This window comes from Petroclostridium sp. X23, from assembly GCF_030013905.1.
In the GTDB taxonomy this organism is placed as follows: Bacteria; Bacillota; Clostridia; order SK-Y3; family SK-Y3; genus X23.
In genome coordinates, this window is sequence record NZ_CP124862.1 from 714,009 (window position 1) to 740,630 (window position 26,622).

25 protein-coding genes and 1 tRNA gene are annotated in these 26,622 nt (G+C 37.6%); 3 read left to right on the forward strand and 23 right to left on the reverse strand.

Going from position 1 to position 26,622, the window contains the following annotated elements; translation table 11 throughout:
- Window positions 1–151: 151 nt before the first annotated feature.
- From QKW49_RS03555 to QKW49_RS03575, 5 genes are all read right to left on the reverse strand, one after another.
- Window positions 152–2,500, reverse strand: coding sequence for a virulence-associated E family protein (locus QKW49_RS03555; RefSeq protein WP_282866194.1), 2,349 nt, complete (start codon window positions 2,498–2,500; stop codon window positions 152–154).
- Window positions 2,501–2,569: 69 nt separating this feature from the next.
- Entirely contained in the window at window positions 2,570–3,001 is a 432-nt protein-coding gene (locus QKW49_RS03560) for a DUF4406 domain-containing protein (protein ID WP_282866195.1), read from the reverse strand.
- A complete protein-coding gene (locus QKW49_RS03565) occupies window positions 2,988–3,209 on the reverse strand; it encodes a hypothetical protein (protein WP_282866196.1) in 222 nt (73 codons plus the stop codon). The genes QKW49_RS03560 and QKW49_RS03565 overlap by 14 nt, the downstream gene beginning before the upstream one ends.
- Before the next feature lie 14 nt (window positions 3,210–3,223).
- A complete protein-coding gene (locus QKW49_RS03570; protein ID WP_282866197.1) occupies window positions 3,224–3,886 on the reverse strand; it encodes a Rha family transcriptional regulator in 663 nt (220 codons plus the stop codon).
- A gap of 64 nt (window positions 3,887–3,950) precedes the next feature.
- Window positions 3,951–4,499, reverse strand: coding sequence for a sigma-70 family RNA polymerase sigma factor (locus tag QKW49_RS03575; RefSeq protein WP_282866198.1), 549 nt, complete (start codon window positions 4,497–4,499; stop codon window positions 3,951–3,953).
- Between the two features lie 416 nt (window positions 4,500–4,915).
- Here QKW49_RS03575 and QKW49_RS03580 point away from each other — a divergent pair, with 416 nt between their 5' ends.
- On the forward strand, window positions 4,916–6,139 hold the full coding sequence (locus QKW49_RS03580) for a CGNR zinc finger domain-containing protein (protein ID WP_282866199.1): 1,224 nt from the start codon (window positions 4,916–4,918) through the stop codon (window positions 6,137–6,139).
- A gap of 127 nt (window positions 6,140–6,266) precedes the next feature.
- Here QKW49_RS03580 and QKW49_RS03585 read toward each other — a convergent pair whose 3' ends face one another.
- From QKW49_RS03585 to QKW49_RS03600, 4 genes are read right to left on the reverse strand one after another with little or no spacing between them, the layout of a single operon-like run.
- Window positions 6,267–7,565 carry an LlaJI family restriction endonuclease gene (locus QKW49_RS03585; protein WP_282866200.1) on the reverse strand — a complete coding sequence of 433 codons (1,299 nt, stop codon included), beginning with the start codon at window positions 7,563–7,565 and terminating at the stop codon, window positions 6,267–6,269.
- Between the two features lie 14 nt (window positions 7,566–7,579).
- Window positions 7,580–9,331, reverse strand: a complete 1,752-nt coding sequence (locus tag QKW49_RS03590; protein ID WP_282866201.1) for an AAA family ATPase — start codon at window positions 9,329–9,331, stop codon at window positions 7,580–7,582.
- A gap of 13 nt (window positions 9,332–9,344) precedes the next feature.
- Window positions 9,345–10,484 (reverse strand): DNA cytosine methyltransferase, encoded by a 1,140-nt coding sequence (locus QKW49_RS03595; protein ID WP_282866202.1) that lies wholly within the window; start codon window positions 10,482–10,484, stop codon window positions 9,345–9,347.
- Between the two features lie 10 nt (window positions 10,485–10,494).
- Window positions 10,495–11,889, reverse strand: a complete 1,395-nt coding sequence (locus QKW49_RS03600) for a DNA cytosine methyltransferase (RefSeq protein WP_282866203.1) — start codon at window positions 11,887–11,889, stop codon at window positions 10,495–10,497.
- 519 nt (window positions 11,890–12,408) lie between these two features.
- On the opposite strand from QKW49_RS03600, the gene QKW49_RS03605 reads away from it, so the two are divergent.
- Window positions 12,409–14,148, forward strand: coding sequence for an IS1634 family transposase (locus QKW49_RS03605; protein WP_282863996.1), 1,740 nt, complete (start codon window positions 12,409–12,411; stop codon window positions 14,146–14,148).
- A 330-nt stretch (window positions 14,149–14,478) separates the two neighbouring features.
- On the opposite strand, the gene QKW49_RS03610 is transcribed toward QKW49_RS03605, so the two are convergent.
- The 7 genes from QKW49_RS03610 to QKW49_RS03640 all read right to left on the reverse strand — a co-directional run bounded on the left by QKW49_RS03610 (window position 14,479) and on the right by QKW49_RS03640 (window position 20,766).
- Window positions 14,479–14,979 (reverse strand): hypothetical protein, encoded by a 501-nt coding sequence (locus QKW49_RS03610; protein ID WP_282866204.1) that lies wholly within the window; start codon window positions 14,977–14,979, stop codon window positions 14,479–14,481.
- 250 nt (window positions 14,980–15,229) lie between these two features.
- Window positions 15,230–15,535, reverse strand: coding sequence for a hypothetical protein (locus tag QKW49_RS03615; RefSeq protein WP_282866205.1), 306 nt, complete (start codon window positions 15,533–15,535; stop codon window positions 15,230–15,232).
- Window positions 15,536–15,547: 12 nt separating this feature from the next.
- Window positions 15,548–16,348 carry an AAA family ATPase gene (locus QKW49_RS03620; protein ID WP_282866206.1) on the reverse strand — a complete coding sequence of 267 codons (801 nt, stop codon included), beginning with the start codon at window positions 16,346–16,348 and terminating at the stop codon, window positions 15,548–15,550.
- Complete coding sequence (locus tag QKW49_RS03625) at window positions 16,341–17,708, reverse strand: DDE-type integrase/transposase/recombinase (RefSeq protein WP_282868057.1); 1,368 nt, start codon at window positions 17,706–17,708, stop codon at window positions 16,341–16,343. The genes QKW49_RS03620 and QKW49_RS03625 overlap by 8 nt, the downstream gene beginning before the upstream one ends.
- A 101-nt stretch (window positions 17,709–17,809) precedes the next feature.
- The gene (locus QKW49_RS03630) at window positions 17,810–18,205 is read right to left on the reverse strand and encodes a DUF6431 domain-containing protein (protein WP_282866207.1); all 396 of its coding nucleotides are present in this window, start codon (window positions 18,203–18,205) and stop codon (window positions 17,810–17,812) included.
- Window positions 18,206–18,388: 183 nt separating this feature from the next.
- On the reverse strand, window positions 18,389–18,994 hold the full coding sequence (locus QKW49_RS03635) for a GNAT family N-acetyltransferase (protein WP_282866208.1): 606 nt from the start codon (window positions 18,992–18,994) through the stop codon (window positions 18,389–18,391).
- 323 nt (window positions 18,995–19,317) lie between these two features.
- Window positions 19,318–20,766, reverse strand: coding sequence for an ATP-binding protein (locus tag QKW49_RS03640; RefSeq protein WP_282866209.1), 1,449 nt, complete (start codon window positions 20,764–20,766; stop codon window positions 19,318–19,320).
- Between the two features lie 239 nt (window positions 20,767–21,005).
- On the opposite strand from QKW49_RS03640, the gene QKW49_RS03645 reads away from it, so the two are divergent.
- The gene (locus QKW49_RS03645) at window positions 21,006–21,992 is read left to right on the forward strand and encodes a recombinase family protein (protein ID WP_282866211.1); all 987 of its coding nucleotides are present in this window, start codon (window positions 21,006–21,008) and stop codon (window positions 21,990–21,992) included.
- Between the two features lie 388 nt (window positions 21,993–22,380).
- Here QKW49_RS03645 and QKW49_RS03650 read toward each other — a convergent pair whose 3' ends face one another.
- The 7 genes from QKW49_RS03650 to QKW49_RS03680 form a co-directional block, all read right to left on the reverse strand.
- Complete coding sequence (locus QKW49_RS03650; protein WP_282866212.1) at window positions 22,381–23,202, reverse strand: serine protease; 822 nt, start codon at window positions 23,200–23,202, stop codon at window positions 22,381–22,383.
- A 213-nt stretch (window positions 23,203–23,415) separates the two neighbouring features.
- The gene (locus tag QKW49_RS03655) at window positions 23,416–23,658 is read right to left on the reverse strand and encodes a DUF6485 family protein (RefSeq protein ID WP_349239071.1); all 243 of its coding nucleotides are present in this window, start codon (window positions 23,656–23,658) and stop codon (window positions 23,416–23,418) included.
- 3 nt (window positions 23,659–23,661) lie between these two features.
- A complete protein-coding gene (locus QKW49_RS03660) occupies window positions 23,662–23,994 on the reverse strand; it encodes a hypothetical protein (RefSeq protein WP_282868242.1) in 333 nt (110 codons plus the stop codon).
- Window positions 23,964–24,374: a molybdenum cofactor biosynthesis protein MoaE gene (locus QKW49_RS03665; protein WP_282866214.1), complete on the reverse strand. Its 411-nt coding sequence runs from the start codon at window positions 24,372–24,374 to the stop codon at window positions 23,964–23,966. The genes QKW49_RS03660 and QKW49_RS03665 overlap by 31 nt, the downstream gene beginning before the upstream one ends.
- Before the next feature lie 221 nt (window positions 24,375–24,595).
- Window positions 24,596–24,672: transfer RNA gene (locus QKW49_RS03670), tRNA-Pro, on the reverse strand.
- Between the two features lie 128 nt (window positions 24,673–24,800).
- Complete coding sequence (locus tag QKW49_RS03675; protein WP_282866215.1) at window positions 24,801–26,078, reverse strand: TRAP transporter large permease; 1,278 nt, start codon at window positions 26,076–26,078, stop codon at window positions 24,801–24,803.
- 2 nt (window positions 26,079–26,080) lie between these two features.
- Window positions 26,081–26,554 (reverse strand): TRAP transporter small permease, encoded by a 474-nt coding sequence (locus tag QKW49_RS03680; RefSeq protein ID WP_282866216.1) that lies wholly within the window; start codon window positions 26,552–26,554, stop codon window positions 26,081–26,083.
- Window positions 26,555–26,622 lie beyond the last annotated feature (68 nt).

Consider the following 26,622-nt stretch of genomic DNA (forward strand, 5'->3'; position numbering starts at 1 on the left):
CTCCCATCTGACACAAGAAACACAAAATCACAACCATTCCCCTATATTTACTAACGCGCGTATACGCTCACAGTTATTTTCTATCTACTTTTAAGAAAAAGCATTTTGAATATAAGGTAAAAAGTTGTGTTGTGTCGCATTCTTGTGTTCTCTATCCACCATAATGATATAGTCGCTGCCTACCATAAATCGGCAAACGCTTAATACTACTGGTTCGTTCCCAACCGGCAATCTGAGACATAAGTGCTGCAATCTGATAACTGTCGGTAGTCTTTAATTCTGGGAGACTACGATTAAAGCATTCACACCAAATTTCCGCATTGCTTACAGATGTTCGTGCAACAGTACCTGTATGCTTGGCTCCACCAAATTCGCTACCGCTTAGGTAATTCCTACGGGCAAATAAGTCCATACTATCCCAATCATCTGGAAGTAGAGTATTTAGGTATTCTTCAACCATGCCAACACGCTCATCAGCCTCCATCGCACCTTTCTGTGCTTTTTCAGCCTCCTCTAAAACATCACCCTCGAGGTACAGTTTTTCACCCGATTTCCATATTTCTTTAGCTTCGGCCCAGAACTGCTGCCTATATGCTTCAGTAAAATTCCAGGTCTTCTTCTGCTTTTTCTGATGTACCTTAATAATCCAAAAGCGGCGGTTTCCTGTGATGTCACGTAAATATCCTCGCTCTCCATTTACCGTTGCAATGACGATGCACTGTCTAGGATGACTTTCTACAACTCTTCCATAGGACGGTCTGTATTTATCATCTGATGTAGAGAGGAACGCTTTTACTTTTTCAATATCAGCTTTCTTCATTCCAGCAAGTTCACCGATTTCAACCACCCAGAATCCCTGCAGTTTTTCAGCACCAGACTTATCATCCATATCAGTAAGAGATAATGTTTCAGAGTAGAATTCTGCTGTTACAAGGTCTTTAATGATGGTGCTTTTCCCAATACCCTGATCACCATCAAGCACAGGAACACAGTCAAACTTAATTCCAGGAACATATATACGTGCAACAGCCGCTACAAAGGTCTTTCTGGTCACTGTGCGTATATACTCGGTATCATCTGCCTGGAGATATTTGATAAAAATATCTTCTACACGTTTTACTCCATCCCACGCAGGAAGGGAATCAAGATAATCCCTTATAGGATGGAATCTTCTATCATCAGCAACCTTAGTAAATGCAACATCGTGGTTTCTGCTTGAGAACGGAAGGTAGCGAATATCCATAATGGACTTAAGCTGGGCTGTGTCGGCATCTCTCCAAAATACGTTACCTTCTGGTCTTTCCCATGGTAGTGATCCCGTGACCTGGATACGGTTCGACAGCTCGTTATATGCAAAGTTCTTGAAATCGGGGTCATGATTAAGAATAAGGTTTAAGTTGTATACGCTGTTTTCGAGCACTTGACTTCGAGGCTGATACCTAAGTCTTGACTTCCAATCATCTCCACTGTCAGTGAAATCCACTTCAGCTTCTGCAAGTTTTTCATTGGTAGCAAAGACTTTTACCTCATCAATTTTCATGACAAAATCACACATATTCTTAAAGGACTTCTTCGCATCGTCATCACCAAACTTATGGATACGAACGATATCAAAGGCATTACATAATTTAAGGTATGCCGGGTCCTTGGCATGATGGCTATACACGAACTTGCCACCTTCTTTGATTTCAACTCCGGCCATACTGCTTGACTCTATAAAATGGTAGCGGTCCTCATTTTCTGTAGGCTCGTAGACGTCTGATAAAAATGCATCGATTGCTTTTGTAACAGGGAAATAAACTCTATTGAAAAGACCCACAACACCCTCCTTTTCAAGAGGGTCCTGTACCTTCTCATGCGAAACTGTATTTGCCTTGCTCTCCCTAGATGAAGTCGGAAGTCTTGTAGGATCAGTCCATTCGGGATGGGCTATTAAAATATCATCTGGATTAAGCCAAGTTTTGTCTACTTCCTTATATACAAATTTTCCGTTAGATGGAGTGCTTGGCCAGTACATCAGCTGGTTTGGTAGATAGGAGCATTCATCGAAATAATCCATGCCAAGCATCTGTGCTAAATATCTTGAAACTGCTACAAATTCCTCTGAGGTTACATCTCTTGTTAGGGGAAAAATAAGACGCACCCGTGGATTTTCTTCTGTGCTACTATGGGTTGAATAAAGAACAGAGGTATATGCAGCATTGGATTCATAGTTTTCAAGAAATTCTTTAGTAATTCTGTCACCATCTAAAGCAATCATTGATCGAAGTTCCACAGTATCATTTTTTCTGCGACCACCTTTTAATACACCTGCAACAAAGCCACCATGGTCTTTTGCATTATCCTTTTGACCTTTACTGAACTTGGCGTATTCTTCAGCTGATTCCGTGGTTCTGATTGGAGTCTTCAATCTATCTTTTAGCGCATCAAATGTGATTTCTTTGTTGACCCACTTCTTTGCCTGTCGGCTGTTCCCATAGGCAATGGCTAGTTTTCTCAACTTAATAACCTCCTTTCAAACGAGGTCTTTGTCCATGTTCAAATCTTGCCTGTATTGCCTTTATTTTTTTCATAAAGTCTCTACCTCCTCAAAATCCTTATTGAAATATCTGACCGGTTGTCTACGTTTCTTTGCCTTTTCTATTTCAATACTCATGCCTTTTGAGATAACATCACCGAGTACCCATACTTCCTGACATTTGCCCATAAGGATGATGTCCATGAAAATAGCGAGATCACGTTCTTTCTCATTACTGTCATCCATGAAAGGGAATAGAAGGTGCGGGGTCAGTGGGATACATCCACGATTGAAAGCAAATTCTGCAAACTGAGTGGCTTTTAATACATTTTCCTTAACAGCCCCGTGAAAAGGGGCGCATATATATACCAAAGGACGAAAGGCAGGTTTTGACGCTACCTTTTCCTTTTTTACTATATTGGTTAGTGCTTCATGGGGAGTAGGGTCATAGTATCCTTCAGCATTGAATTTATTTATGCTCATCACAGCTACCTCCGGCTCTAATTTTTTTACTACATTCGCTACAATATATTGCAGTACCAAATAAATCACTTTCACCATCACCTAGGATTTCTGCAATATCCACCATTACTTCAACACCACACATCGGGCAATGGCAAAATACATTCTCATCTGTTATTTCAATGGATATCTCCAAGGAATCATTCAATCTTTCTTTCACATAAAACATAGTTATGGACCTCCTTAATTTTTTTCTATCTTGGCTTTGTACCATTCCAAGTAACGCTTGCGCTGCCCATAATCTGGGACAGCTACTAACAAACCAACATCTACTTTTTGTAATGTGTCTAGCATCGTAATCTGCTCATCAGATAAGTAAGGTCGAATGCTTTTTCCTTTTGCAATTCCATTTGCTAATCTAAACTGCTTTGCCGTCATTCCAATAACGATGCGATTTAACATATCGCATTCATTACTGAAGTGGTATGGCTTTGGATTTTCATGAAGTAACTTAATGTTGTCTGTCAGCAAAGGGAACTCCTTACGAGCCGAAACAAGGGTTTTAATGAACTGCTCCATTTCATTAAAGCGTTTGATGTATAACTCTTTGAACTTCATTGCTTTCTGCCCTGTATATCCCATAACCAACATAGTGAATCCATCACGAGTCATGGCATAAGCCTTTTGCTTTCTGTTCCAACCATCCGTGTATGAGGTCGGCTCAAAATTGAGCTGAGCAAATTCTGTGCTTAACCCAGATTTGGGGTCAGTGATTTTAGCAATGTCACGCAGAACATTTTTATGTTCCTTCTCAAAGAACTCTGCTACAAACAAACTATCCACTCTTGCCGTATCTTTGGTGTCGGCAAACACACCATATTGATCTTTAGGTATTAATTCTCTCATCAGAATTACCTCCTTAAATTTTTTTGGAGGTCTTGACCTCCTACCTGGTAGCCTTGGGAGAAGGTCAAATCTGACGATTTTTATATTCTTGTTCCAATTTTTTTGTTGCTCGTTTTAACTTCTGAGTAATGTTGTTTTCATCAGCACCTATGGAGCTGGCATATTCACGGATTGACATACCGTCTATGCGAACGGCGATAAACATATCCGCCCAATCTTCTTTTTTACCAAGTACCTTGCGTATCCATTTACAAACATCCTCGTACTCGTATTGGTTAGAACGCTCTATTTCTTGAGAGTTATCTGCAAATGTATCCATAACATCTGTTTCATCTTCAGCCTGATCATCTTTACGATATGGAGTCTTCGGATTGCCAAGATGCCTATGATAGCGGCGCCAGTGGTTGTATTCTTTGGCATTCATAAGATCGAACATTTCCTGCAAAGTCTCACAACGCTTAACTTCTGCTTTCTTTTCAGGCTTTGCCTCTGCAAGACGCTGCTCATAGTCGATGTCCAGCATAACGCTGTAATCTCCATCTGGAATTTCAATTGTGGTGTAGTTCTTGTGACCGTTTTTGATGTTGTCTTCATATAAAACTCGAATCTTCATAAAGTATTCCTTTCCGTCCTGACATTGGGCGGCGGAATACAAAAAGAGCCTGTGATGAAGATGACCACAGACTCCGCTTGTCCTAAAAAAGGGCACACGAAATTACGGTGGGTGCATCTTCATTCCAAACACAGTCTTTATCACTGTGTTCTGAACTCTTATGCATCCCGCCGTCCGTATGCGCACTAGGACTTTGAGATTGATATATTTAGAGGTTGTCCCTCTATATGAATAATTGTAATCAACCTAAAATAGTAAGTAAATTTCTGTATTTATCGCTTACTATTTTCGAAATATCTGTATATGAGATTATTGTTTTAGTTACAAAAATAGTGTATTATTTATTTATAATTATGTTTTTGATTACTTAGGCTGTTGATTTTTAAGCTGTTTCATTAAAGAAAGGAGAAATATTTATGTCGGAGATAGAAAATATTGCATTAGAAAACGAGAATTTTTTTAATTTAGGGAATGATTATTTTTCTCTGAAAGGATATAGGTGTTTTACCGGTGTTGATGTTGTTAACCTTACTCCTGGTGAAATGAGACAAACTTTAAAAATACAGGCAGATAAGCAAAATGAATTGCATTATGCCTTCAGTGGTTCAAATGGGCTCTGTCGCACTACACCTATGGGGTCAGTTCGTAAAGAAAATTTATTGAGTGAGCTGATATCTTTACCAAATGATATAGATAGTTTAAGATGCTTTTTTGAGGAAAATGGATTTCTGTTCCCAATAAGCGAGACCGAATACGAAGAAATTGATATCTATTCTTTAACAGAAATTGTCAATCACATCAAAGCCACTGTTCTTCTAATGAGTGAAATTGAAGAGCCGCAACGCAATTATGAAAAAATTCTATATTTGACTCTTTATCTTCTTCTTTCAGAACAAGTCAGCATTAAGCTAAGTTCGATGAATAAGGCTTATTCAACTTGTCATCACGGATTTATTAAGATATTAGAAAAAGCCTCCTCTGTACCAGCAATTGATGGCACCAAAGAAGGCTTTGAAAGTGATACATATTTAATTAAGGATTTAGTGTATAAACCTAACTATGCACTGAACATTGAAGAGTGCCAGGATATAATATCTGGGAGTTCTCTAACTCACAATTACCCTGGGATGAGCGACCTTCGATATAAGGATATTGTTTATCTTTATCGCAATGCACCAAATGAAACACCTGCTGCACGAATCACCATCGATTTCCTTTTTCATCTTATGAAGGAAATTGGTATAGTAAATAAAGTATCCTTTGAAGATGGTATCGAGTTTTATGATAAACCAGCATTAGAGAAATTTGATGATAATTTAAAGCAAGCTCTTATAACTGTTGCAAAAATTGTTTTGAATGAGGAAATTAATTCTAATCTTTCTGGGATTGTACCTCGTTTTATAGCAAGTAAAATGGAACCATCATGGAAAGCATCAAACCTGCTCTCAGCGATGTATTTTTCAATTTTCTATATGAGACCTGGTTCCGAAATATACCGGGAATGCGCTAATCCAGCTTGCAACAATCACTTTTTAGTTAAGACTTCTAATGGGCGTAAAAGGTACTGTTGTCCTAGTTGCAGAAATGCAACAGCACAACGCAACCACCGGAAAAAAATAAAGAAAATGTCAATAAAATAAAAAATCACCGCTACTACTCATGGGTTAGGTCAGTGCCTATTATGGTAGCGGTGATTTTATGTTTTTGTTATTAGTCTTCTAATCATTCCAGTTCTTTTGCGGTATAAAATTATTAATTGCAGGATAATTAGCTTACAGATACACTAGTACCAGATTCATTCGGCAAATGACCACCATTTTCAGCTAGAGCATTCTCTATTGATTCGGCTAAAGCCATAATCTTTTTTAAGTGATTGCCAGTATAATGGTGCATCAAGTAATTAATATCAACTAAAATTCCTTGAACGTGTTCGTAAGTATAGTCTTGACCTTTCCACTCACCAGTACTCTCTCCGCAGTTCTCAAATATGCCGGATAAATCAAAAATATTATCCCGCGAATTATATGGCATCAAAAACGCATTATAAACCATAGGATTATTACCATTTTCATTTTTGAATTTATCATTGGTACTAATATACTCACCATACGTTATCTGCTTGTGAATGGATCTACCTTCTGGCAAATGAAGTGGTTCGCCTGTTATTCCATATCTATAGTACTTGGCATCTAAAACAAAAATCTTGTTATTGTGAACCATGATTGTATCTGGTCTAAGAGCTTCGAATGATCTTGTCTTACCCTTTTTAAGATGCCATGTTGCCTTCGGAAAATAAGCATCTTTATTGCGAACCCCGAATACCCTATCTATGAGCTTTTCCCATACATATTCAAAACTATCTGTCCCAAAATAGAATTGGCGTTTATTCGTCTCTTCATCGATATATTTGAGCATTGCAATCATAGATGCAAAAAGACGTTTATCCTTATCGTTATTCGTTTTACCTAACTTATCATTTAATTCAATAAGAAAACGCTTTATGTCAACTGGAAAATCTGGCTTTGGTGGAAGATTCGGAGTGAACAACCACCCTAATTTTTGAAAACTTTCATATACACAATACTTATGAATTTGTGTAATCAAATTACGATCATTAGGTGTTGAGTCCCTTACAGTCTGTTTCAAATAAATTGGGGAATTATTAGCTTGCAACAAAGGTTTTTGCTGGCGAATTGTTTTTGCCCAGTCGGTGTTGCCACGGTCACTAGTCTTATAGATAGGTTCTTTTTCCGTATAGTAAGAACGCTGCTCCAGATAGTAATTTATCACTTCCATATATGCATTAACAGGAAAGTCAACTGATTGAGGAGCCTCAAACTTCTTCATATGTAAAACTCTATCTTTTCTAGCCGTGAATTCTGAAAGTACGGATATCAAATGTAAAATATCTCTTCTTCGTTCATGCTCTGTATCTGGCAATTGATAACCCATGGGAAAATAGACCATCGCATTTTCAGAATCAGCCTTAATACCCACAAATCGATCGCCTTCTTCATTTGTATTAACATGGCACTTGCTCTTCAGCAATTCAGCGCTCATTTCCATAGATTATCACCACCTTACTCAACAGTATTATTACTAACATCCTGAGCTAGAAAAGCATCAATTACCTCTTCTTTAAAAACATCAAGTCTAGCATTGCCTACTGCTTTTGCAGAACTCCTGGAATTAAAATGATTAACAACTTCTTCTAGACTTTTGTATATTGTATTCTTGAAAATATCTTCACGAGAAAATTTAAAAGCGTCATCCCATAGATATTTGAGAACTTTCTCTGCAAATCTATAGTTAAGTAACTTTGCTGAAATGCGCTCTCTTTCCGGAAGATCTAGATTGTCTGCTTCTTCATGATATTCCAAGTCTGCAGCACGAACAAAATATGTACCGAGTCTCTTATCTTCAGATGATGTCATGCGAATATTCTTTGTGACAATTTCATTATTTATAACTTCACAGAACCGTTGCCAAGTAACATCAGTGTCCAGGATAGTAGCTGTTGCATAATCATGCCCCTCAAATGTATTCTCTATCATACGCATATTCCAGCGACGTTGAAAAGCAGTATCAAGAGTAAATACATTCTGATCAGATGTATTCATTGTCCCAATAATAGACATATTAGAAGGTATCCGCACCTTGTGATTTGTATTACCATAAACAATCCTTGCAATATCTACGTTTGAGATTCCATATTCACTTGTGCCTTCTTCATTTCTATCTAACAACTGAAATACTTCACCGAAAATTGCCGGGGCATTACCTCTATTAATTTCTTCAATTACAAGGAAGAACATCTTATCAGGATGAGTATATGCTTTTTTCAGTAAGCTTGTAAACGGTCCTTCAGTAAACTTATAACTAACAATACCATCAGATACATTGGGAAGAATCTGACCAATAAAATCTGAGTATGTGTAGTCTGGATGAAATACGAGACGCTCCATTCTGCTTTCATCGTCACAGTATTCCTTATCAATCGTCCAACTTTTACCAGAACCAGGAACACCATACAATAATGTATTTGTCCCGCCTCCTACACGCTCTATCTTGTCAAAATCTATAATTTCCTTTTTATCATTGTCTATAATAGGTTCATCATAATCCATATCGATATTATATATTTTTAAATTTCTCAGACGAGACTCATACTTATGAAGCACCTCAGGTGCAACAACTATATGTTTACCACCTGTTGTGTCACCATTCTCAGCCAAAAATCCCCATCGTACCAAAATCATAATCGGTTTACAATCTACATATTTATTTGCTTCTTCACCGAGAGTAAGGCTACCACTACTTCTAAATTGCTTTAATTCAGATAATGAGTCTGTATAATTTCCACCTATATCTTCAAGTTTCCATAACAGATAGGCGAACTCTTTATAAGTTAAATATCCTAGATCCATACTGGCTCTAATAAAAAGTGCCGGTGGCTCTACATCAGAATTGCTTTCGGGACACCCGAAATTATTTCTACCAAACTTAGTAGTTTCAAGCGCATTCATTAAAACTGATTGAATTTTATCAGTATCCTCTGATTTTATCGCTATATACATCTCTTTGCCTGAATCCGTGATTCGTCTCATAGATTGAGTGTTGTTGATATCTTCCCACTCAGTAAATCCGAAATAAGATGTTATTTGCGCTTTCTTTGTATAGGAAGAAGAGTACTGGTCATCTCCTATCATATCCTTTAATCTTGCCTTATAGATGTCATTACTTAACCATCCATCTGCCTCATAATATATTTGTAGTACTGATTCTATTTCGTTTAACAAGGCACTATTTTTAGGCATTACTATCTTTCCCATATTGCTCTCCTCCTTATATTTGTACAAGTAAGGCTTTCATGATTTCTCGAACAAGTCGAGAAGGAATACCTTCGCCAATAACCTTACGTATAAAAGTTTCTTTCGCCCATTCCGGTATAGGCCAGTTCAATGGCAGCGACATTACAATTAGCAATTCGTATATTGTCAATACTCTAGCATCTGAGTAAATAACTTCTCCATTATCATCCTTGTATGGTTTACCTGGATGAACACAAGCCAAAGAGGAAATAACACCATTGTTTTGTGTTATTGTTCTACATGGCATATCCCACTTCAGACGCCTATAGTGATTATGATGTGCCTTTACAGGAGTTCCATCAGCCTTCTGTGGATAGAACTTTTCATTATAAATAGCCGATTTTCCAGAAGGTGTATGCATCATCCATTCAACCTGTTTCCAAGAATGGGTTGGCGGATAATGCCACTTTGATACAGCCAACGCTTTTATCCTTTTTTCTTCGTATTGAGGAAATCTAGTAAGTGTTTCTGTTAAACCTTCTCTTAAATACGGATCTACTGGAGGCAAATCACCTATTGCTTCTTTTAATGTTATTTCTTGTTGTTTCTCTGGGAACTCCCATACATAAGGTTGATCTTTTCGTACTAAAAGAAATATGTTACGCTCCCTTAATTGTGGGACACCATAGTCTTTAGCCATTACAAGATCTTCTTTGTTAAAGTTATAATCATTACCTAATTCTGACTTGATGTACTCAGGGATTAAAACAATCTTGTCTCCATATTGTATTTTAGTTGTAAGTTGTTTAGGTACATTTTCTAATAATACAAATTTTGGTTTTATGCGTTTGATTACATCAATAGCATATGAAATAAGCTGATTTCTCGGATCAAATTCTAATCTCAATCCCGCTTCACTCATACCTTGGCATGGAGGGGTGGCGATAATAAAATCCACGTTTTGCTTGATTGATTCTTTTACAATTGTATCTCGTATGGTATCGACAGTTATATCCCCACAAATCATGTTTGTGTTTTTATAGATTTCTTGGTAAAAACGGGCCCTGTCAATATCTATCTCATTTGCCACACAAATATCTATCCCTAAATCTTCAAAATATGCTTCAGCAATACCTACATTGGCAAAAAGAGAAAGCCCTTTTAATTCTCCCATAAACAACCTCCTATAGTAATTTTTCAAAGACTTTTTTAACGAATAATGGAGGTATTCCTTCTCCGATAATCCTTCTTAAAAAGGCTTCCGAAGTATTTTCTGGCACAGGCCAATCCTGTGGAATGCTCATTATTTTCATAAGTTCATACAATGTTAATGCTCTTGCATCAGAATAGATTTCTTCACCATTTTCATCAATGTATTCTTTTCTTCCAGGATGAACGTTGTCTTGAGAAGAAATCTTCCTATTATCCATAGTCACGGTATAGGCAGGTGTATCCCAGTTTTGACGCTTATATGTATTGCGAAAACCTTTTACTGCCTCTCCATTTTCTTTCACTGGATAATATTTAGAATTGTCAAACGCTGTCTTTCCAGTAGGTGTATGCTGCATTGCTACGACTTGACGTTTTACATGATGTGGTGGGTTGTGCCATTTAGAAATTTGCAATGCTCTCTCTTTACGCTCATAAAAATGTGGAAATATCTCCAAAAGCTCTTTTTCATCGATATCTGTAATATAGGGATCTAATTTGGGTAAATCTCCTATCGCATCTCTCATCGTCTTTACTGTTGCATCTCTTTGAGGGATAACCCATTCTTTCTTTTGACCTTTCCGTGTTATTAACACAATTGCACGTTCTCTTGATTGCGGAACGGAATAGTCTTTAGTATCTATAACATAATTATTGATTGTGTATTTGTTGCCTAGCTCTTTTTCCAAAAGATCAGGTATTAGAATTCCCTTGTCATCAACCATAATTTTAGTGTTAAAAAACATGGGCACATTTTCAATCAGTGCATATTTCGGCTCAATTGCCTTTATAGCATCAATAACTTGACAGACAAGTCTATTTCTTTCATCATCTACAAGCTTTTGACCTACGGTACTCATCCCTTGGCAGGGTGGTGTAGCCATAATAACATTTACACCTTTGTCGATAGATTCACTGACAATTTTCTGAAATATTTCCTTGTTTGTAATATCGCCGCAAATCATATGAGTTTCAGGGTAAATCTTCGAATATAATATAGCTCGTCTTTCTATAAGTTCATTGGCTATAACAATATTAACTCCTATTTCTTTCAGGTAAGCTTCAGCAACCCCTATATTGGCGAATAGAGACAATACATTCATTCCGCTTCCAATTCTGTTGGGAAGTGTTTCATCGGAATTTATAAACTCAAAATATAACTTTACAGCTTTCTTTATTTGAGAACGGATATCGCCAGAGAGTTCTTGGTAGGCCTTAGTCTGCTCTAAACGGAATTGGTATACCGTATCATTGAACCAAGGAAGTATATGATCAGCTCTCTTAAATCTTGAAACATAGTTGCTAATAGTTCTGCTAGAATAATCTTTATTTTCTGTAAGCCACAGCTTAAAATTGCTTAAATCAATCATATTACATCCCCATTTCATCAAAAAGATAGTGTTTTCTAAGTATACCACATTTCCATTTTAGGCGTCAAGTATTTGACGCCTAATTTCGAATACTTTTTCAAACATTTGTTTGCTAATTGAATTTTTATAGTAAACTTGTCAACTCACCACGTTTTTGCCAGCAATCGTGTCAACTCACCACATCAATATCCATATCATCTTCTTAATCATCTAGCCTGCCTATCTTGGATAAGTTTCCGCAAAACAAATATCCGTGATCATCCTGCCGGCTTGAAACCAGATCTCAAATCACGGAAACCCTTTATTTATAAAGTTTTTTATCCCTAAAACATCGTATTTACCTTAACCCTTGATAGCAATACTACCGTCTCAACGTGCGCCGTATGCTGAAACATACCATCAATAAATTAACTCACATTCAGCATGAATAAATTACCATGCATTATTTATGTAAACTTGAATGGAATTTAGAACTTTTGGCGAATCTCTTTTATATACAAAATTATAGGAGTGATTCGTATGGCAAAAGCTTCAAAGAAGTCACATAAACACAAAAGAAATAAAAAGCGTAAAATTACTATACTGCATCCGGCAAAAGTAGAGCAACCTTTGATCCTTCCTTTTGCTTTACTGCTTGCAAACAAGTTTTTAAAACTCATTGGTTTTGTTGAATTCATAGATGGTAGTGTTGAATGGGATGAAAGTCATTGGAAAGTGTCTCCCGGTAATTTAGCTAAGGCCGTGATATTGGCAACATTTATGCAGGTACGAGCCCCACTTTACAGGATCAAGCGGGCATTTGCCGGTTATGATACTGAAGCATTGTTTGGCAAAGGGGTTATGCCAGAACACTTAAATGACTATTCCATCGCACGTGCATTAGACCGAATCAGTGAAGCTAAACCTGAAGGATTGTTTTCATCTATCTGTTTGTCTATGTACAGCGTGTTTCATATTGCTTTCAATCGGCTGCATTCTGATACAACAACATTGTCCTTTTATGGGCAATATATGTGCGACGATGCGCCGGAGGGTGCTTTGAACATCACCAAAGGATATAACAAGGATCACCTTCCGCATTGCAAACAGGCCGTAGTAGGTAAGATTGTCAATGAACATGGTATTGCCGTAGCCAGTTCAACTATGGATGGAAATACTTCCGATATTGAATGGAATCAAAAAGCCTTAGCCCTTACAAAGCAAATATTCGGAGATTGTTTGAATGAAGTAACTTATATTGCTGACTCTAAGCTTATTAATCTGCCAACGTTCAAGCAGCTTACCGATCCAGACAACAGGATACGGTTCATATCGCGGTGTCCTGCAAATTTTTACGGCAAGGTTGCCGGAAGACTGATCGAGAAAGCTTATAAATTTGATCAATGGACTGATATCGGTCAGATAGGTTCTGGCAAGAACGCATGTACCTATGAAATGCAGGAGTTTATGGAGGCTGTTGAAAATTGTGATACCCGGTTTATTGTTGTCCGCAGTAGTGCGGGAAAAGATCGTTTTGAGCATAAGCTGGAGAAGCAACGTATGGAGCTTAAAAAAGATATCCTGACATTATCGGGCAAAGTATTTGTTTGTGAAGCGGATGCCCGTGAAGAGTGGGCTCGCTTTGAAAAAGCTCACAAGAAGAGTCTTTTTCTATTTGACGTCTGTTTCAAGGAAGAAAAAACAGAAAAAAGACCACGTGGTAATCCGGGAAAAAATCCTAAACCTCCAGTTATCGTAATATCTTGGCGTGTAACTGTACACATACAAGCAGAAAATGCTACAGCTGTGGAGAAACTAAAACACGAAGAAGAATGCTTCGTGCTGATCACAAGTATTCATGAGACAGAATTTGATGGCAAGGAGATCCTCCGTCAGTACAAAGAACAAACTGTTGTTGAGGCGCAGTTTAGACTGTTGAAAGAACCTGCACTTGCAGCTTCAATCTTTTTAAAAACGCCAGAGCGAATTAATGCCTTGGTCATGCTCATGAACATCTCACTTCTGATTCGTGCAATTGTTCAGTACAAGATTCGTAAAAGTATCAATGAATCAGAAGAGGAGCTTCCACGTATTGGCTGGAATAACAAGAAGCTTGAAAACCCTACCATCAAATATGTGCTTGAAGCTTTAGAAAAAGCATACTTTGTGAAAGAACAAGAAGATACCTACAGTTATGGGTTTTATAGCGAACACCAACAATTAACTGTAACAACAGTGCTGGAACTGCTAGATATAGACATTGAAGAATTCTTAGAATGACAGTTAACACGACATCCATAGTAATCTCGAAAATGTATTATTAATAAAAGGGATATATTGGGTTGCCGGAGTTAGTGGTATACCTTGGTTCAGTGCGCTTTTTTTACGTAAGCTATGGTAAATCCACTAATTCTGACCGTAATCATGCTCATTAGCAAGTTGATATATCGCTACGCAACATAAAAGGGTAGTGGTAATTTATTCATGCTGAATGTAAGAAATTAAATGCTTTTACTTTGAAATAACATATAAACGAAGTACTTATCACCTGCGAACAACCCTGCAGCGTTTTTTCTTCTTTTGTCTGGCAGCAAGACGAAGTAAAAGACTCTATTGCTCATCAATTAATCTAGACAGATCAAAAATAAAAGAATATATTTCTTTATCTCTACCCAATATTTTATAAACTTCAGTAACTGCAAGTATAAATTCCTTATCCAAGCTTTTATCCGCATATGGTTTTGCTAAAGGGCACATGGGAACAGCCCGTGGATCTATCTTAATGTTTATTACCCCGTCGTGTCCGATGTATGGTGTCAGCGGGAAAATCCTGCAGGATAAAGGCCTTAATTCACGATCACATCGTTGTGTACACATAGCAATTAATGCCGGTTTTTCTTCATTGCCGTAGGTAAAAGCCGACTCTTCAATTCGCAGCCAATCAGGCTTCTCTATATACATTAACTCTTCTCCCGGAAAAAGATACATCCCTGCATCTTCATCATCTGAATCACAGCAAGCTTGGTTACATAATTCTCCACAGTCTGTCTGCAAAGGTGTCAATTGTTCCAAAATACTATAGGCCTTTTGATAAAGTTCACGTTTTAACATATATTAAGCCTCTTACTATTAAAATTTTTTTCTCATAAGCATACCATCTTATTATAAATAAACTAAACTCTTGGCAAAGCATATGAATGATATTACCTTGTAAGTTTGATTTTATCAATAAACCGTTCTGTTATTGCTGGCATCTATTGTCCAAAAACTGACGGCTTCAAATGTCAAAAATTTGCCGACTATCAAGACCATTTTTTCGTATGATGAAACCATATCTTGTGATCGATATGGTTTCATTTTTTCATATTAAATATTGTGCCGTTTTCAATGCTTCTGTTACAGTTACTGCATCAATTGTGCCGATCAGACCTAATAGTTTCTCATAGTTCCAGAAATGATTACTCCATTCTGCCATGTCGCAACCAATATCATAATTAGGAATACAAATCCAATGATAATAGTCCGTTTTCCCAAACAGTACCTTCAGAGAACTTCCACGGCCTGTGACTTCCATTTCATAAAAACCGCCATGATCTACGAAGTGGTTGATCTTTCCTTTCCATGTTTCCAGCTTCATATCTAGTTTGCACTGGCATTTAAATTCCATAAGCCGCACCTCCTAGGATAGTTCACAGTCAATTATCAGCTTAACGGCATGATCATCAATGATGCGTTTTTTCGACTGGCTTCCATATAGAAGGCTGCTTGTGCATGCTTTGTTAATTAATCTGGCTGAGCCGCCGGAGAAACGAAAGATTTCATCTATTGCTGCGTCTGTAAATATTTCTCTTTCACATCCCGCACTTTTTAATTGATGGCGGATATATGCACCGGTTTGTGAGCGATCATAATGATTCAGTTTACTCTGTATATCTATTCTTTGACGAATTGCAGCATAGGATTGTAGCTGCAGCTTTTCCCATAGTTCACTCTGACCTACAAGTATTAATCCCATTGGACTTACTGAGTCAAGCTTTACGTTTAATAAAAACCGTATTTCCTCCAGCATTTCCCGATTCAATAGATGGCTTTCATCACAGATACAAATAGGATCTATATGGTGTACACCTTTCATAATTTCGATTTCGCGGTGCAGCTGACGCTTTGCTTCTCCTCTGTAATATTTTGCTTCGAAGCCGAGCTGTTCTAAAATGTGGCGATAGAAGTTCCGGGGCGTAAGCTTTGAATCCGATATATACAAGAATTTGTATAGTTTAGGATCAACACTATCACTGAACTTTCTTAACAGGGTTGTCTTTCCGGTTCCACAGTCACCGGTTACTACGGCAAACAACTGTCGTTCTGCTACATATTTTAGACGCATCAGGATTTCTTCAAGTTCTTCTGTCATATACAGGGATTCTGTCGGCAAACTCCGGGTAAATGGTGTAGAGATAAATTCATAGAACGCTTCATACATTACCATCACCTGTCTTTTCTATGGGGTTGGAGTTTGAGAAAGGTTCCTGCAAGCCTTTAAAGGAAAGTGCCATCTTATGGTTCTTTTCCCGCTGAACGTTTCTTTTTTGTGCGGCATTAAGCATTCTTGAGGTTTCTACTTCTATTGGCTGCAGATGCTCCGGCATCCGTGGTCTTGGACCTGAATGGCTTTGGATCTTTAATGGTTTTGCACTACAGGATGCAATTCCCGGACATTCTATACTAACTGCTGATACATCAGCAGCATCGAATATGACATCTACGGTCTTTCCAACCATATGGATACCTAATTCCACTTCATACTTCATTCCCATGAAATTAATACAGCCGGATTTATCTACCTTGCGTTTTTCATAGTCTAAAAAGGCGTCTGCGATTTCTTCCGGTGATAGCAGCCGTATCTTTTTACTGTCACTTTGATAATCTTCATAAGGACTCATACCCTTATCCAATGCCGAATGCGCTTTATGCAGATAACACTCTTCCATCCATACGTTGTAAAGACGATTGAGTTCCTCTAAAGATTTTGGTTTGGCAACCTGCACTTCTCTAAGGAAAGAATCTACCGTCTGGTTATAGCGTTCTACCTTGCCCTTTGACGATGCGGCATAGGGACGGCAGTAGAGCAGACGGATTCCAAGTTTCCCGCAAGCCCGCTGCATCCAGTTGGTACGGTATTGCTTTCCATTATCAAAGTATACGGAATCTGGCGCTCCATATTTCATCAATGCCTTACGGAAACAATCCTGTACGATTTTCTGGTCTAACGTCATATAGAATTCCGAGTGCAATATCATGCGTGTTGCATCATCTAAAAAGCAAACCATATAAGTGGGTTTACCATCAATGAAAACACCATATTTGATGTCAGATTGCCATAGATAGTTTCTCCATGGTTTTTGAAATCTTCTTGCACCGGTAGTACCTTCATGATAGGTTCTCATCTGGCGGCTTGAGTATCCACGGTAAGTAAGCTGGTCCTGTAATGTACTTCGTTTAAGCATGCCAGGTTCTGCTTTGCCTTCCCATTCTAAGATCTTTATGATCTCGGAAATACTCCGTTTAGGAACTTCTCGCCTTAACTGAACAGCCTCTTGGATCACTTCTTCCGGGATGATAGACTGTCCCGAACGTCCGGCATTCTTTGGCTTTAATCCTTCAAAACCTTTTTCATTATAATCTTGCAGATAGCGCCGTATGGTCCTCTCCGAAAATCCTGTCTGAAAGCATAACTCTTCCTTCATCTGCTGCCGTTTATCCTTATCAAGGGCAGTATCCAGCAGCGGGGTAATCAGTTTGAGCCGATTGGCCGCTATTTCCTCACTTCGTTTTACATCCATCACAAAAAATATCCCCCTTTGTCTGTTTCTTATGATTCTAACAGACTAGGAAACGGACATAAATGCAGAACGGGTATGTACCCATCGGTTTGAATTTACAATTAGGCGGACAAGGATAGCCAGCCAGCAGGATATTTTTTTCTGTTCTTTAATGGATGGAGTAAAGAATATATAAAGGTAATTTCATTATGATGATACAGCATTTTAATTGCTATCAAGCATGCATCAAAATATTTTTCCAACAATGCAAACCATATCTGCCATATCCGTATGGTACTTCTTTCACAAGGCAGATCATTTCTTGTATCACCAATTCCTGCTTCAATTGTTTGTGAAGAATACCTTTTATATGGTACAAGAATATCTGGAAGTTCATGGTGTACACGCCCGCAGTGAGAACAGCATAAGCGCCTAATCACAAGATGTTTTTTCTCTCCAGCACTTTCTATTACGCCACGCTTGCGACTACCAATGACATCCATAGAATGCTCACACACCGGACATACATGAAATTCTTTACTCCTTACATAAAAAAACCATTTGATCTATTGTAATCTAAAGAATAATTATGTATAATAACCATAGTGTTTTTGGTGGCATTCCCTGATAGCTGTGCTGGTAACACAGTTATCATTTAAAGGGGATGCTTTTTCTTTCTCTTTTTATGGTCATTATACTCGTCAATTCATGGACAGGCAAGTCCGGTAGCTTTCGGAAGATTTCTTTCGGTAGAAACACCGTTCCCCTATTAGCGTGAAATAGATTGCATACATAATCTGTTCAATTTGCTCATTAATGATCTGAGTTGAAGCCTTCTGAGGTAATGCCATAAGATGCATCGATATATCCCAGATTGAATAATCAATGTTAGGTATCAAGTTAAATCCAGCTTTTTGATAGAATTGAATTCTTTTTTCTCGTATGGCTTTCTCTTTATCTGTTTTCGCGTTTTCAGGCTTTTCAACTTCCACGATAATACCTTTCTTTTCTGAATAGACCTTTTTTAATTCTTGAAGAAATATTGACCCAAGTCCCCTTCCCCTATACTCCCTGTAAACTGCAAATAGACTGATAAGCACGTAGTCATTTGCAGACCCTTCTGCACAAATACAATAAGCAACCTCACATTCATCTTCAAGTAAAATCAGACCTTTTTGAGTACCTGTCTGAAGATGCTGATATAAAATATCGTATGGAGCATATTCACCTGGAACAAAGTCTTGCTCTATTCGTTGAAAATTTCCATTAAATTCATGTAACTGAATCGTTCTGATACTATATTTCATTACAAGCATTCCTTTCTACAAGTTCGCTTTTAAATGAGTTTAATAAAATTATATTAACCGCCAAAAAGTGCACACCCATTATAATTTTGCGTAAATGTGCACACCCTTTGCACACCCCGGGTGCATTTTTGTATCTTCCTTCCATTTTAGCAGGTGATCCAACCTGATTTCCAGCCTCATTTTTACCCCTAGAAACAACAAAAGCCCTTGATATCAAGGACTTCCCTTTGTATTAAAATTATAGTTCTTATTTGAGATGATTAGGCTAAATATTTTGATACAATTTAACAGTATTAGATTAACGCCGACTTGTTTAGGTATCTCTATTCCGCCCCTTTATACCCATTGCGCTCTGCGTGACCTAGCAAATAAAGAAATGCATATGCAGGTATACGCAAAAGTATCTCACCGTTTGGTGCATTATGAACCCCATAATCATCTGCGCGTTTTGTGACAACTATTGCAGCAGATGCTTCACCGGCAAGTTCGCATATTGCATCATCATCTGCAATGGGCGCATGCTCACGATATTTTACTTCTATTAAAATGTTATTTGTGTTTGGATAATCAACAACTATGTCAATTTCCTTGTTTTTTTTACCTCCACGATAATACCCAACACGAGTCGCCTTCTGATAATAGAATGCCGCCACATGTTTATATACTGCTGTCTCTACCATCTTACCCATTTCGGTCGGATCAGTCAAAACAGAATCATCCATAAGTACTGCATTTCTAATGGCTGCATCAGCAATATAAATTTTGGGCCTTGCCTTGAGCACCTTACGTCCTATCATTTCTACAGGTTGACTAATATATATCAGATTGGCACTTTCAAGATATTGAATATAATTCTCAACAGTTGGCCTTGAAACACCATTGAGTTCCTTTGCAATAGCTTCAATAGATATAATATCTGAAGAAACATTACAGAGATATAAAAATATTCGTTCAAGTTCTGTGGCATTTCTTATGCTATAAAGTGAAGGTAAATCTCTTTTCAGCACTTTATCTACAACGTCCTCACGCATTACTTGCTGAGCCATCAAGTCATTATGCGACAAGGCCAATTCAGGAAACCCCCCCACCTGAAGATAACGAACAAAATGGTTTTGAACAACTGAAAGCTTTATCATGATCTCTGCTCGTTCTTGCTGAGTCATAGAACCAAAAGCAGTAGGCCTAATGGAAGCATCTAACTTCAATTCTTCAATTCCCATCAAAGCACAATATTCGTAAAAAGATAACGTCGGAACTTGAATTACACTCCAACGACCGGCACCACTTTCGGAGCTCCCTTTCATTAGAGCAGGACTGGCAGAGCCTGTAGCAACCATAATAGTTTTAGGCTGCATATCATAAATAGTTTTTAACCAACGGTCCCAATCTGCGGCATATTGGATTTCATCAAAAAAGTAATAAGCATCTTGATTTGCATATATATTTTCATGATAACATTCAAGTATTTCATTCAATCCACTTAGTTTTAGCATTGGATGGTCCATTGATATAAAAACAATTCTCTGTGGAGAAACACCATTCTTGAGAAGAGTTTCAATCATCTGATATTGTATTGTAGTTTTCCCGACCCGACGTGCACCTGTCAAAACAATGGCTCTTCTTAAATCGGTTTGCTGTAAACGCTTCATACCTTCATAATAAGCAAATCTACGATATTGCTTAGTAAAATCCGGATGAACAGCTCCTGTTTTCCACCATGGATTAAATGCTGTTAACACCTTAAGAATGCTTTCCTTAGTTGTTATAGCCATTTTTTACACCTCCATAGCAACATTATACTCCATATCTTCATTATAATCAACAATATATTAAAGTATACTTATAATATTTAGTAATATTATTTAAACTTCATGCCCATAATTAATAAAAACAAATATTATTAAATGTAATCTTGCGCTAAATACCGTAAGAAACTATAATATGTTTAGAGCAAAGATATGTAGGCTAAAATGCAACTTAAAACTCCATTAAAAAGGATGCGCATAGCTAAATGGACAAAACAAGAAAAATTTCTAGAGTTCAACACTACAATACAAAGTGGAAAACAAATGTTGCAGTATATTGCAGGGTCAGTACTTCACATGATGAACAACTGGTGAGCCTTGCAAATCAAATTGAATACTATAGGGCAATGGTTCGAAAACATCTGGATTGGGAGCTCATTGATATTTATGCCGATATTCAATCAGGCAAAAACTCATCCGGCCGACCCGAGTTTCAAAGAATGTTGGAAGATTGTTGGAATAAGAAAATCGACTTGATTATTACAAAATCAATAAGCCGTTTTGGTCGTAATACTGCTGATACCCTTGATGTTATTAATAAGTTGCGCTCAATTAATATTGATATTATATTCGAAGTTGAAAAAATACAGATCTTTGAAACAAATAAAGCCTTCTTGCTGTCAATAATTGAAGCCGTAGCGCAGGCTGAAAGTGAATCCCGAAGTGAAAATATTAAATGGGGAATCCAACATGGCTTAAAATCCGGAACTTCCAAACTTTTTAATCGCAAATGCTTTGGTTACGGTCATGACCGCGAAGGCAATATAATTATAAACGAATATGAAGCAAACATTGTAAGGAAGATATTTAATTTATATCTGAATGGCTACAGTATCCTTACCATCATTCGGCAGCTTGAAAAAGAAGGAATCAAATCCCCTACCGGTAAGGAACACTGGGCTAAAAGAACAGTTGATACTATGCTAAGCAACGAAAAATATATCGGAAATGTAATTGTCGGTAAAACTTTCAGCAATGATTTCCCTAACAATCAACGAAAAATTAATAAAGGTGAGCGCCAGAAATATTTAGTAACTGACAGTCACCCTCCAATCATTACCAAAGATCAATTTGAGCAAGTTCAAAGAGAAAAATTAAGACGCAGCAATATTCAAAATGATGGCAATACAGTAAGGAGAAAAAACACGCATTATAGCATGAAGAAGTCAAATTTGAAAAACAATGATGAGTAGGCTATTTTTATCTCTGTGACCGTTTTAATACTGCCAAAAGGTGCACACGCCTCAAAGAAAATGCACCCTTTTGCACCCCCGGTTGCACTTTTCCCTCATTTTTACATTTGGTCAATGCTGAAACCATGAATTTAAACTTATATTTTACCCCCAAATACAAAGGGAAACCCTTATATCAAGGATTTCCCTTTGTATTAAAATTATAGTTCTTATTTGGTAGAGGCGAGGGGAACCGGATCCACTCGCCAAACCCCGTGATATGTTCCCACAAACTACTGTAAGCCACATAAAATAAGGTTTCAGCCACCTTCAACTGATGCAATATCATATGACTAAAGCCTTTTTGTTTATATACTTAAATTTGAAGAATGTTGCCTTTTAATCGAAACTACCAATTTTCCCATTCCTCTAAAAAAGCGCGGATTCGATCGCTTGGCATCGCCATTCCAGAAATATACTGACGAAATATGTTCTCGCTACCACCCAAATTTATCCCCACGATCTCCAGGCTTTCGTTAAGTAAAGCACTGCCACTGCTTCCTTCTGATAATACAGATGTATGCTTAATAATTGGATATTGCATTTTTCCTGCTTCATCACCAAAGGGTCTTGGTTTTCTGCTACTAATTTTTCCAGCAGTAACAATATTTCTTTTGCCATACGGATTACTCATAGATGCGACTATGTCGCCATACTTAGGTATTTCATCTGCAACTGGTAGAACTGTATAGACTTCATCGGTAATAAAACTAATTATGGCTAAATCATATTTATCATTTGAGTATTCGACTACCGCTTCGGGAAATTGCTGATAATAATTGACTATTCCCTGAAATTCTCCTCCTTTGCTTAGATAATCTTTAAAATCTAGATCATCATATCCCATAACAATAATCTGAGTTTTATCAATATTATCATATTCTGTAACTACATGCTCAGCTGTAAGCGCATAGTACTTATTATTTTCCTTACGGATAATTACTCCACTAGCGCCTGCTGAAACCGATGTGGAACTGCTGCTTCCATCGTTCCTGTATTTTAGTTGAACAATCTTTATATTTGCTGAGAGTGCATATTTGTTAACCTTTTCTATAAATTCTCTATTCATCTCTTGGTTTATGAACGATTTAATTGAGGGAAGAAAAAAGGAAATGATTAGAATAAAAACGACTATTATTTTGAAGAATATTGTTTTTTGTTTTGTTTTCATTTACATTCCCTTCCTAAGTAGTTTTGAATTGCCTTTCAGTTAGAAATCTTTTTTACACCATCACTATTTCCGTTCAAGCAAACAAACCGTCTCCATGTGCCTTGAGTAGACAATAATGATTTCGTCAGGACTTGATGGTTGCTTGTCGGCTATAATAGTCTATATTTCTTACATTCACTTTTGAACGGAGTATGTACTACGTAGAAAAGTGATTCACGTTTTTTTGTTTTCTAAGTAGAACTTAACAAAACTTTCAATAGTAAATTCGCTTAGGTGAGATATATCGTCATCAATTAAATGGAAAAAGCAACTTGGAATTTCTCCCGCATTTAAATTTTTTCGTATGCATGGATCACATCCCAAATTATGATTAAAAGGATGTAATTTGCAGTTTGTATCCTTGCAGGTACAAAAATGTTTATGATTTGTCATTTTGATTATTAAGCTCCTTTTCATGTTTTAATAAACTAATAATAAAAAGCATGACGCCCTAATTTCGCTCCAGCAGTACCACACACTCCCACATGCACCGTCCACAGAAGCCATACCCATGTCCATTTCAATTGTAAAAGAATTACTTATAAACTGCTGTGATACCCTTATAACAGATATCACAGCAGTTGCTAAAAAATACATATTTCTATTGGCGTACATAAGATTAAACATACTCCACATACTCATGCTTGGTTCAAGTCGTGCCACCGTCCTTGCAACGCATGATTTGGACGATGTGGTCCTTCTGCCTGACAGTCTGAAGTTAATTACTGCTTTTGTTCTATTTCGGTAACACATTCGCTTTTAATCTTCTCAACAAGGAATTGCAAGGCATCAACAACATGTGGTCTGATATCGCCTCCTATAAGCACATACATGATGTCATCACCTAGCTCGAGCCGGCCTTCATTGAGCCAAACCTTGATATAAAAGATGCCCTCCATCTTATAGGTTTGAGCAATTGCTGCATCCACCTTTGCCGCATCATAAGCAAATTCCATTCCCTTCACCAATGAACCGTCATCAAGTCCTTGACGGACCTTGGCTTTAGGCGTTTGGCGCACAACGCCGTTATGGACCAAAAACATACCTACCTTTAAAGCGGTTGGATCAGCCTTCGCTTCTTTGAGCCATTCATCCATGGATGGTGATACTTTTTTCATTTTCCCATTAATCATACACTGATACACTCCTTTTTTTCAATTAATTAAATCTCGTTCATTTTTGCGAAATTGTGCACACCCCAACCCCATCATGCACCCCTTGGGTGCATTTCTGTAATATTTATCCATTTTTATACCAATATCCTTTGGAATCTCAGAGACGATTTTTACGAAGAATACAACAAAAGCCCTTGATACCAAGGACTTTGCATTGTATTAAAATTTAAGTTCTTATTTGGTCTGAGTGGGGAGACTTGAACTCCCGGCCTCTTGAACCCCATTCAAGCACGCTACCAAACTGCGCCACACCCAGATATAATAAATATATCGTTCTACCAATTATAAATACTTCATAACGTCTATGCGACTACTTTATAATTTTTGAGAACATCAACTATTATAAAGCAGCCGCACAAAAAAATCAAGTGGTTTTAAAAATTTTTATTTCATAAAAGCATTAGGAAAGTACATGACCAGTTGCGGGAACACCGTAATCAATATCAAAACAATAATCATCGCCAACAGGAATGGCAGGACCGTTTTAGTTACATCCTTGATAGACCTTTGTGCGATCTTGGAAGTTACAAATAGACACACGCCAACCGGTGGGGTACACATACCGATTGCCAGATTAACTACCATCACAATTCCAAAGAAGACAGGATCGATCCCTGCCTCTTGTATTATCGGCAAAAAGATTGGTGCCAACATGATGATTGCGGCGTTTGTTTCCATAAAAGTACCGACTATTAACAACATAACATTAATTATTAATAGTATAATAGTAGGATTCTTAGAAATAGAGAATAGCATTTCACCCAGCATTTGTGGGAATCCTTCGCTGGTCAGCAGCCAGCCAAAAAGAGAAGCTGTTCCGATGATTACCATAATTACGGCCGAATCCCTTACCGAGTCCAACAGAATATGAGGAATATCCATTATCTTTAAATCTTTATATACGAATACACCAATAAGAAATGCGTATGCAACCGCTATAACCGCTGCTTCAGTGGGAGTAAATATTCCGAACATAACTCCACCTAATATAATTACAGGCATCATTAAAGCGAGCAATGCTTCTTTAAAAGAAACCCATTGCTGCTTTAGGGTCGCTCTTTGCCCGCCTTCATACCCTTTTTTCTTACCTATGATATATGAAACAACCATAAGAGATAATCCTGAAAGCAATCCGGGAATAAATCCGCCCAGAAACATTTTACTGACCGAAACTCCTCCTACCAGGCTATATACAACCATTGGTACACTAGGCGGTATAATAACCCCTATTGATCCTGCTGTAGCTTGAACAGAGGCGGCATAGTCTCTATCATATCCTTCTTTCACCATACTTGGAATCAATATAGACCCTATTGCAGCAGTATCCGCAACGGCAGAGCCTGAAATTCCCGCGAAAAACATACTTGTTACAACCGAGATCATCGCAAAACCTGCACGAATATGCCCAACAAGTGTACTTGCGAAATTAACCAACCGGATGGAAATCCCTCCTGTTTCCATCAATTTACCGGCAAGCAAAAATAATGGTAACGCTAATAAAGGAAATGAGTCCATTGCAGTAAACATTCTTTGGGATATAAGTGCGATAGGGATATCACCTTGTGTTACCAGTGCAATAACAGAGGATAACCCTAAAGCAACAACAATGGGAACCCCTATAATTACAAGAGCTATCCATACTAAAAATAATGTTGCAACCATGATTATTCCCCCTTATCTTTCTTATGTGTTGTAAAATATCTCTTGCGGTATTCATCCAGGACATAAATAGCCAATAGAAATCCGCCTGCCGGGATAGCCAGATAGACAATATTCATAGGAATTTGAATAGCAGGTGAAAACTGATCACCATTTTGTATCACCATACTTATACCGCTGACCGCAACATAAATCCAAAAAACTAAAATTAATACATCATCAATAATTGTTAAAATGAGCTTTGCTTTCCCATGAAATAAATTTACAAATGCATCTATCCCAATATGCTCTCCTCTTTTTGCCGCAAGTGCCGCACCTAAGAATGAAATCCATACGAGTAAAAATCTTGTCAATTCTTCCGCCCAAGTTAATGAATGACTAAAGACATACCGGCCTATGACTTGCGCCAATACTACAACAACCATAATAAAAATAGAGATAATGACTAGAATCTCATTAATCTTTTGAAGTTTCTTCATAGATGATACTACCCCCTGCTCCTGTATTTTATGAAAGGAGACGATAATGCCATCGTCTCCTTAGCAAT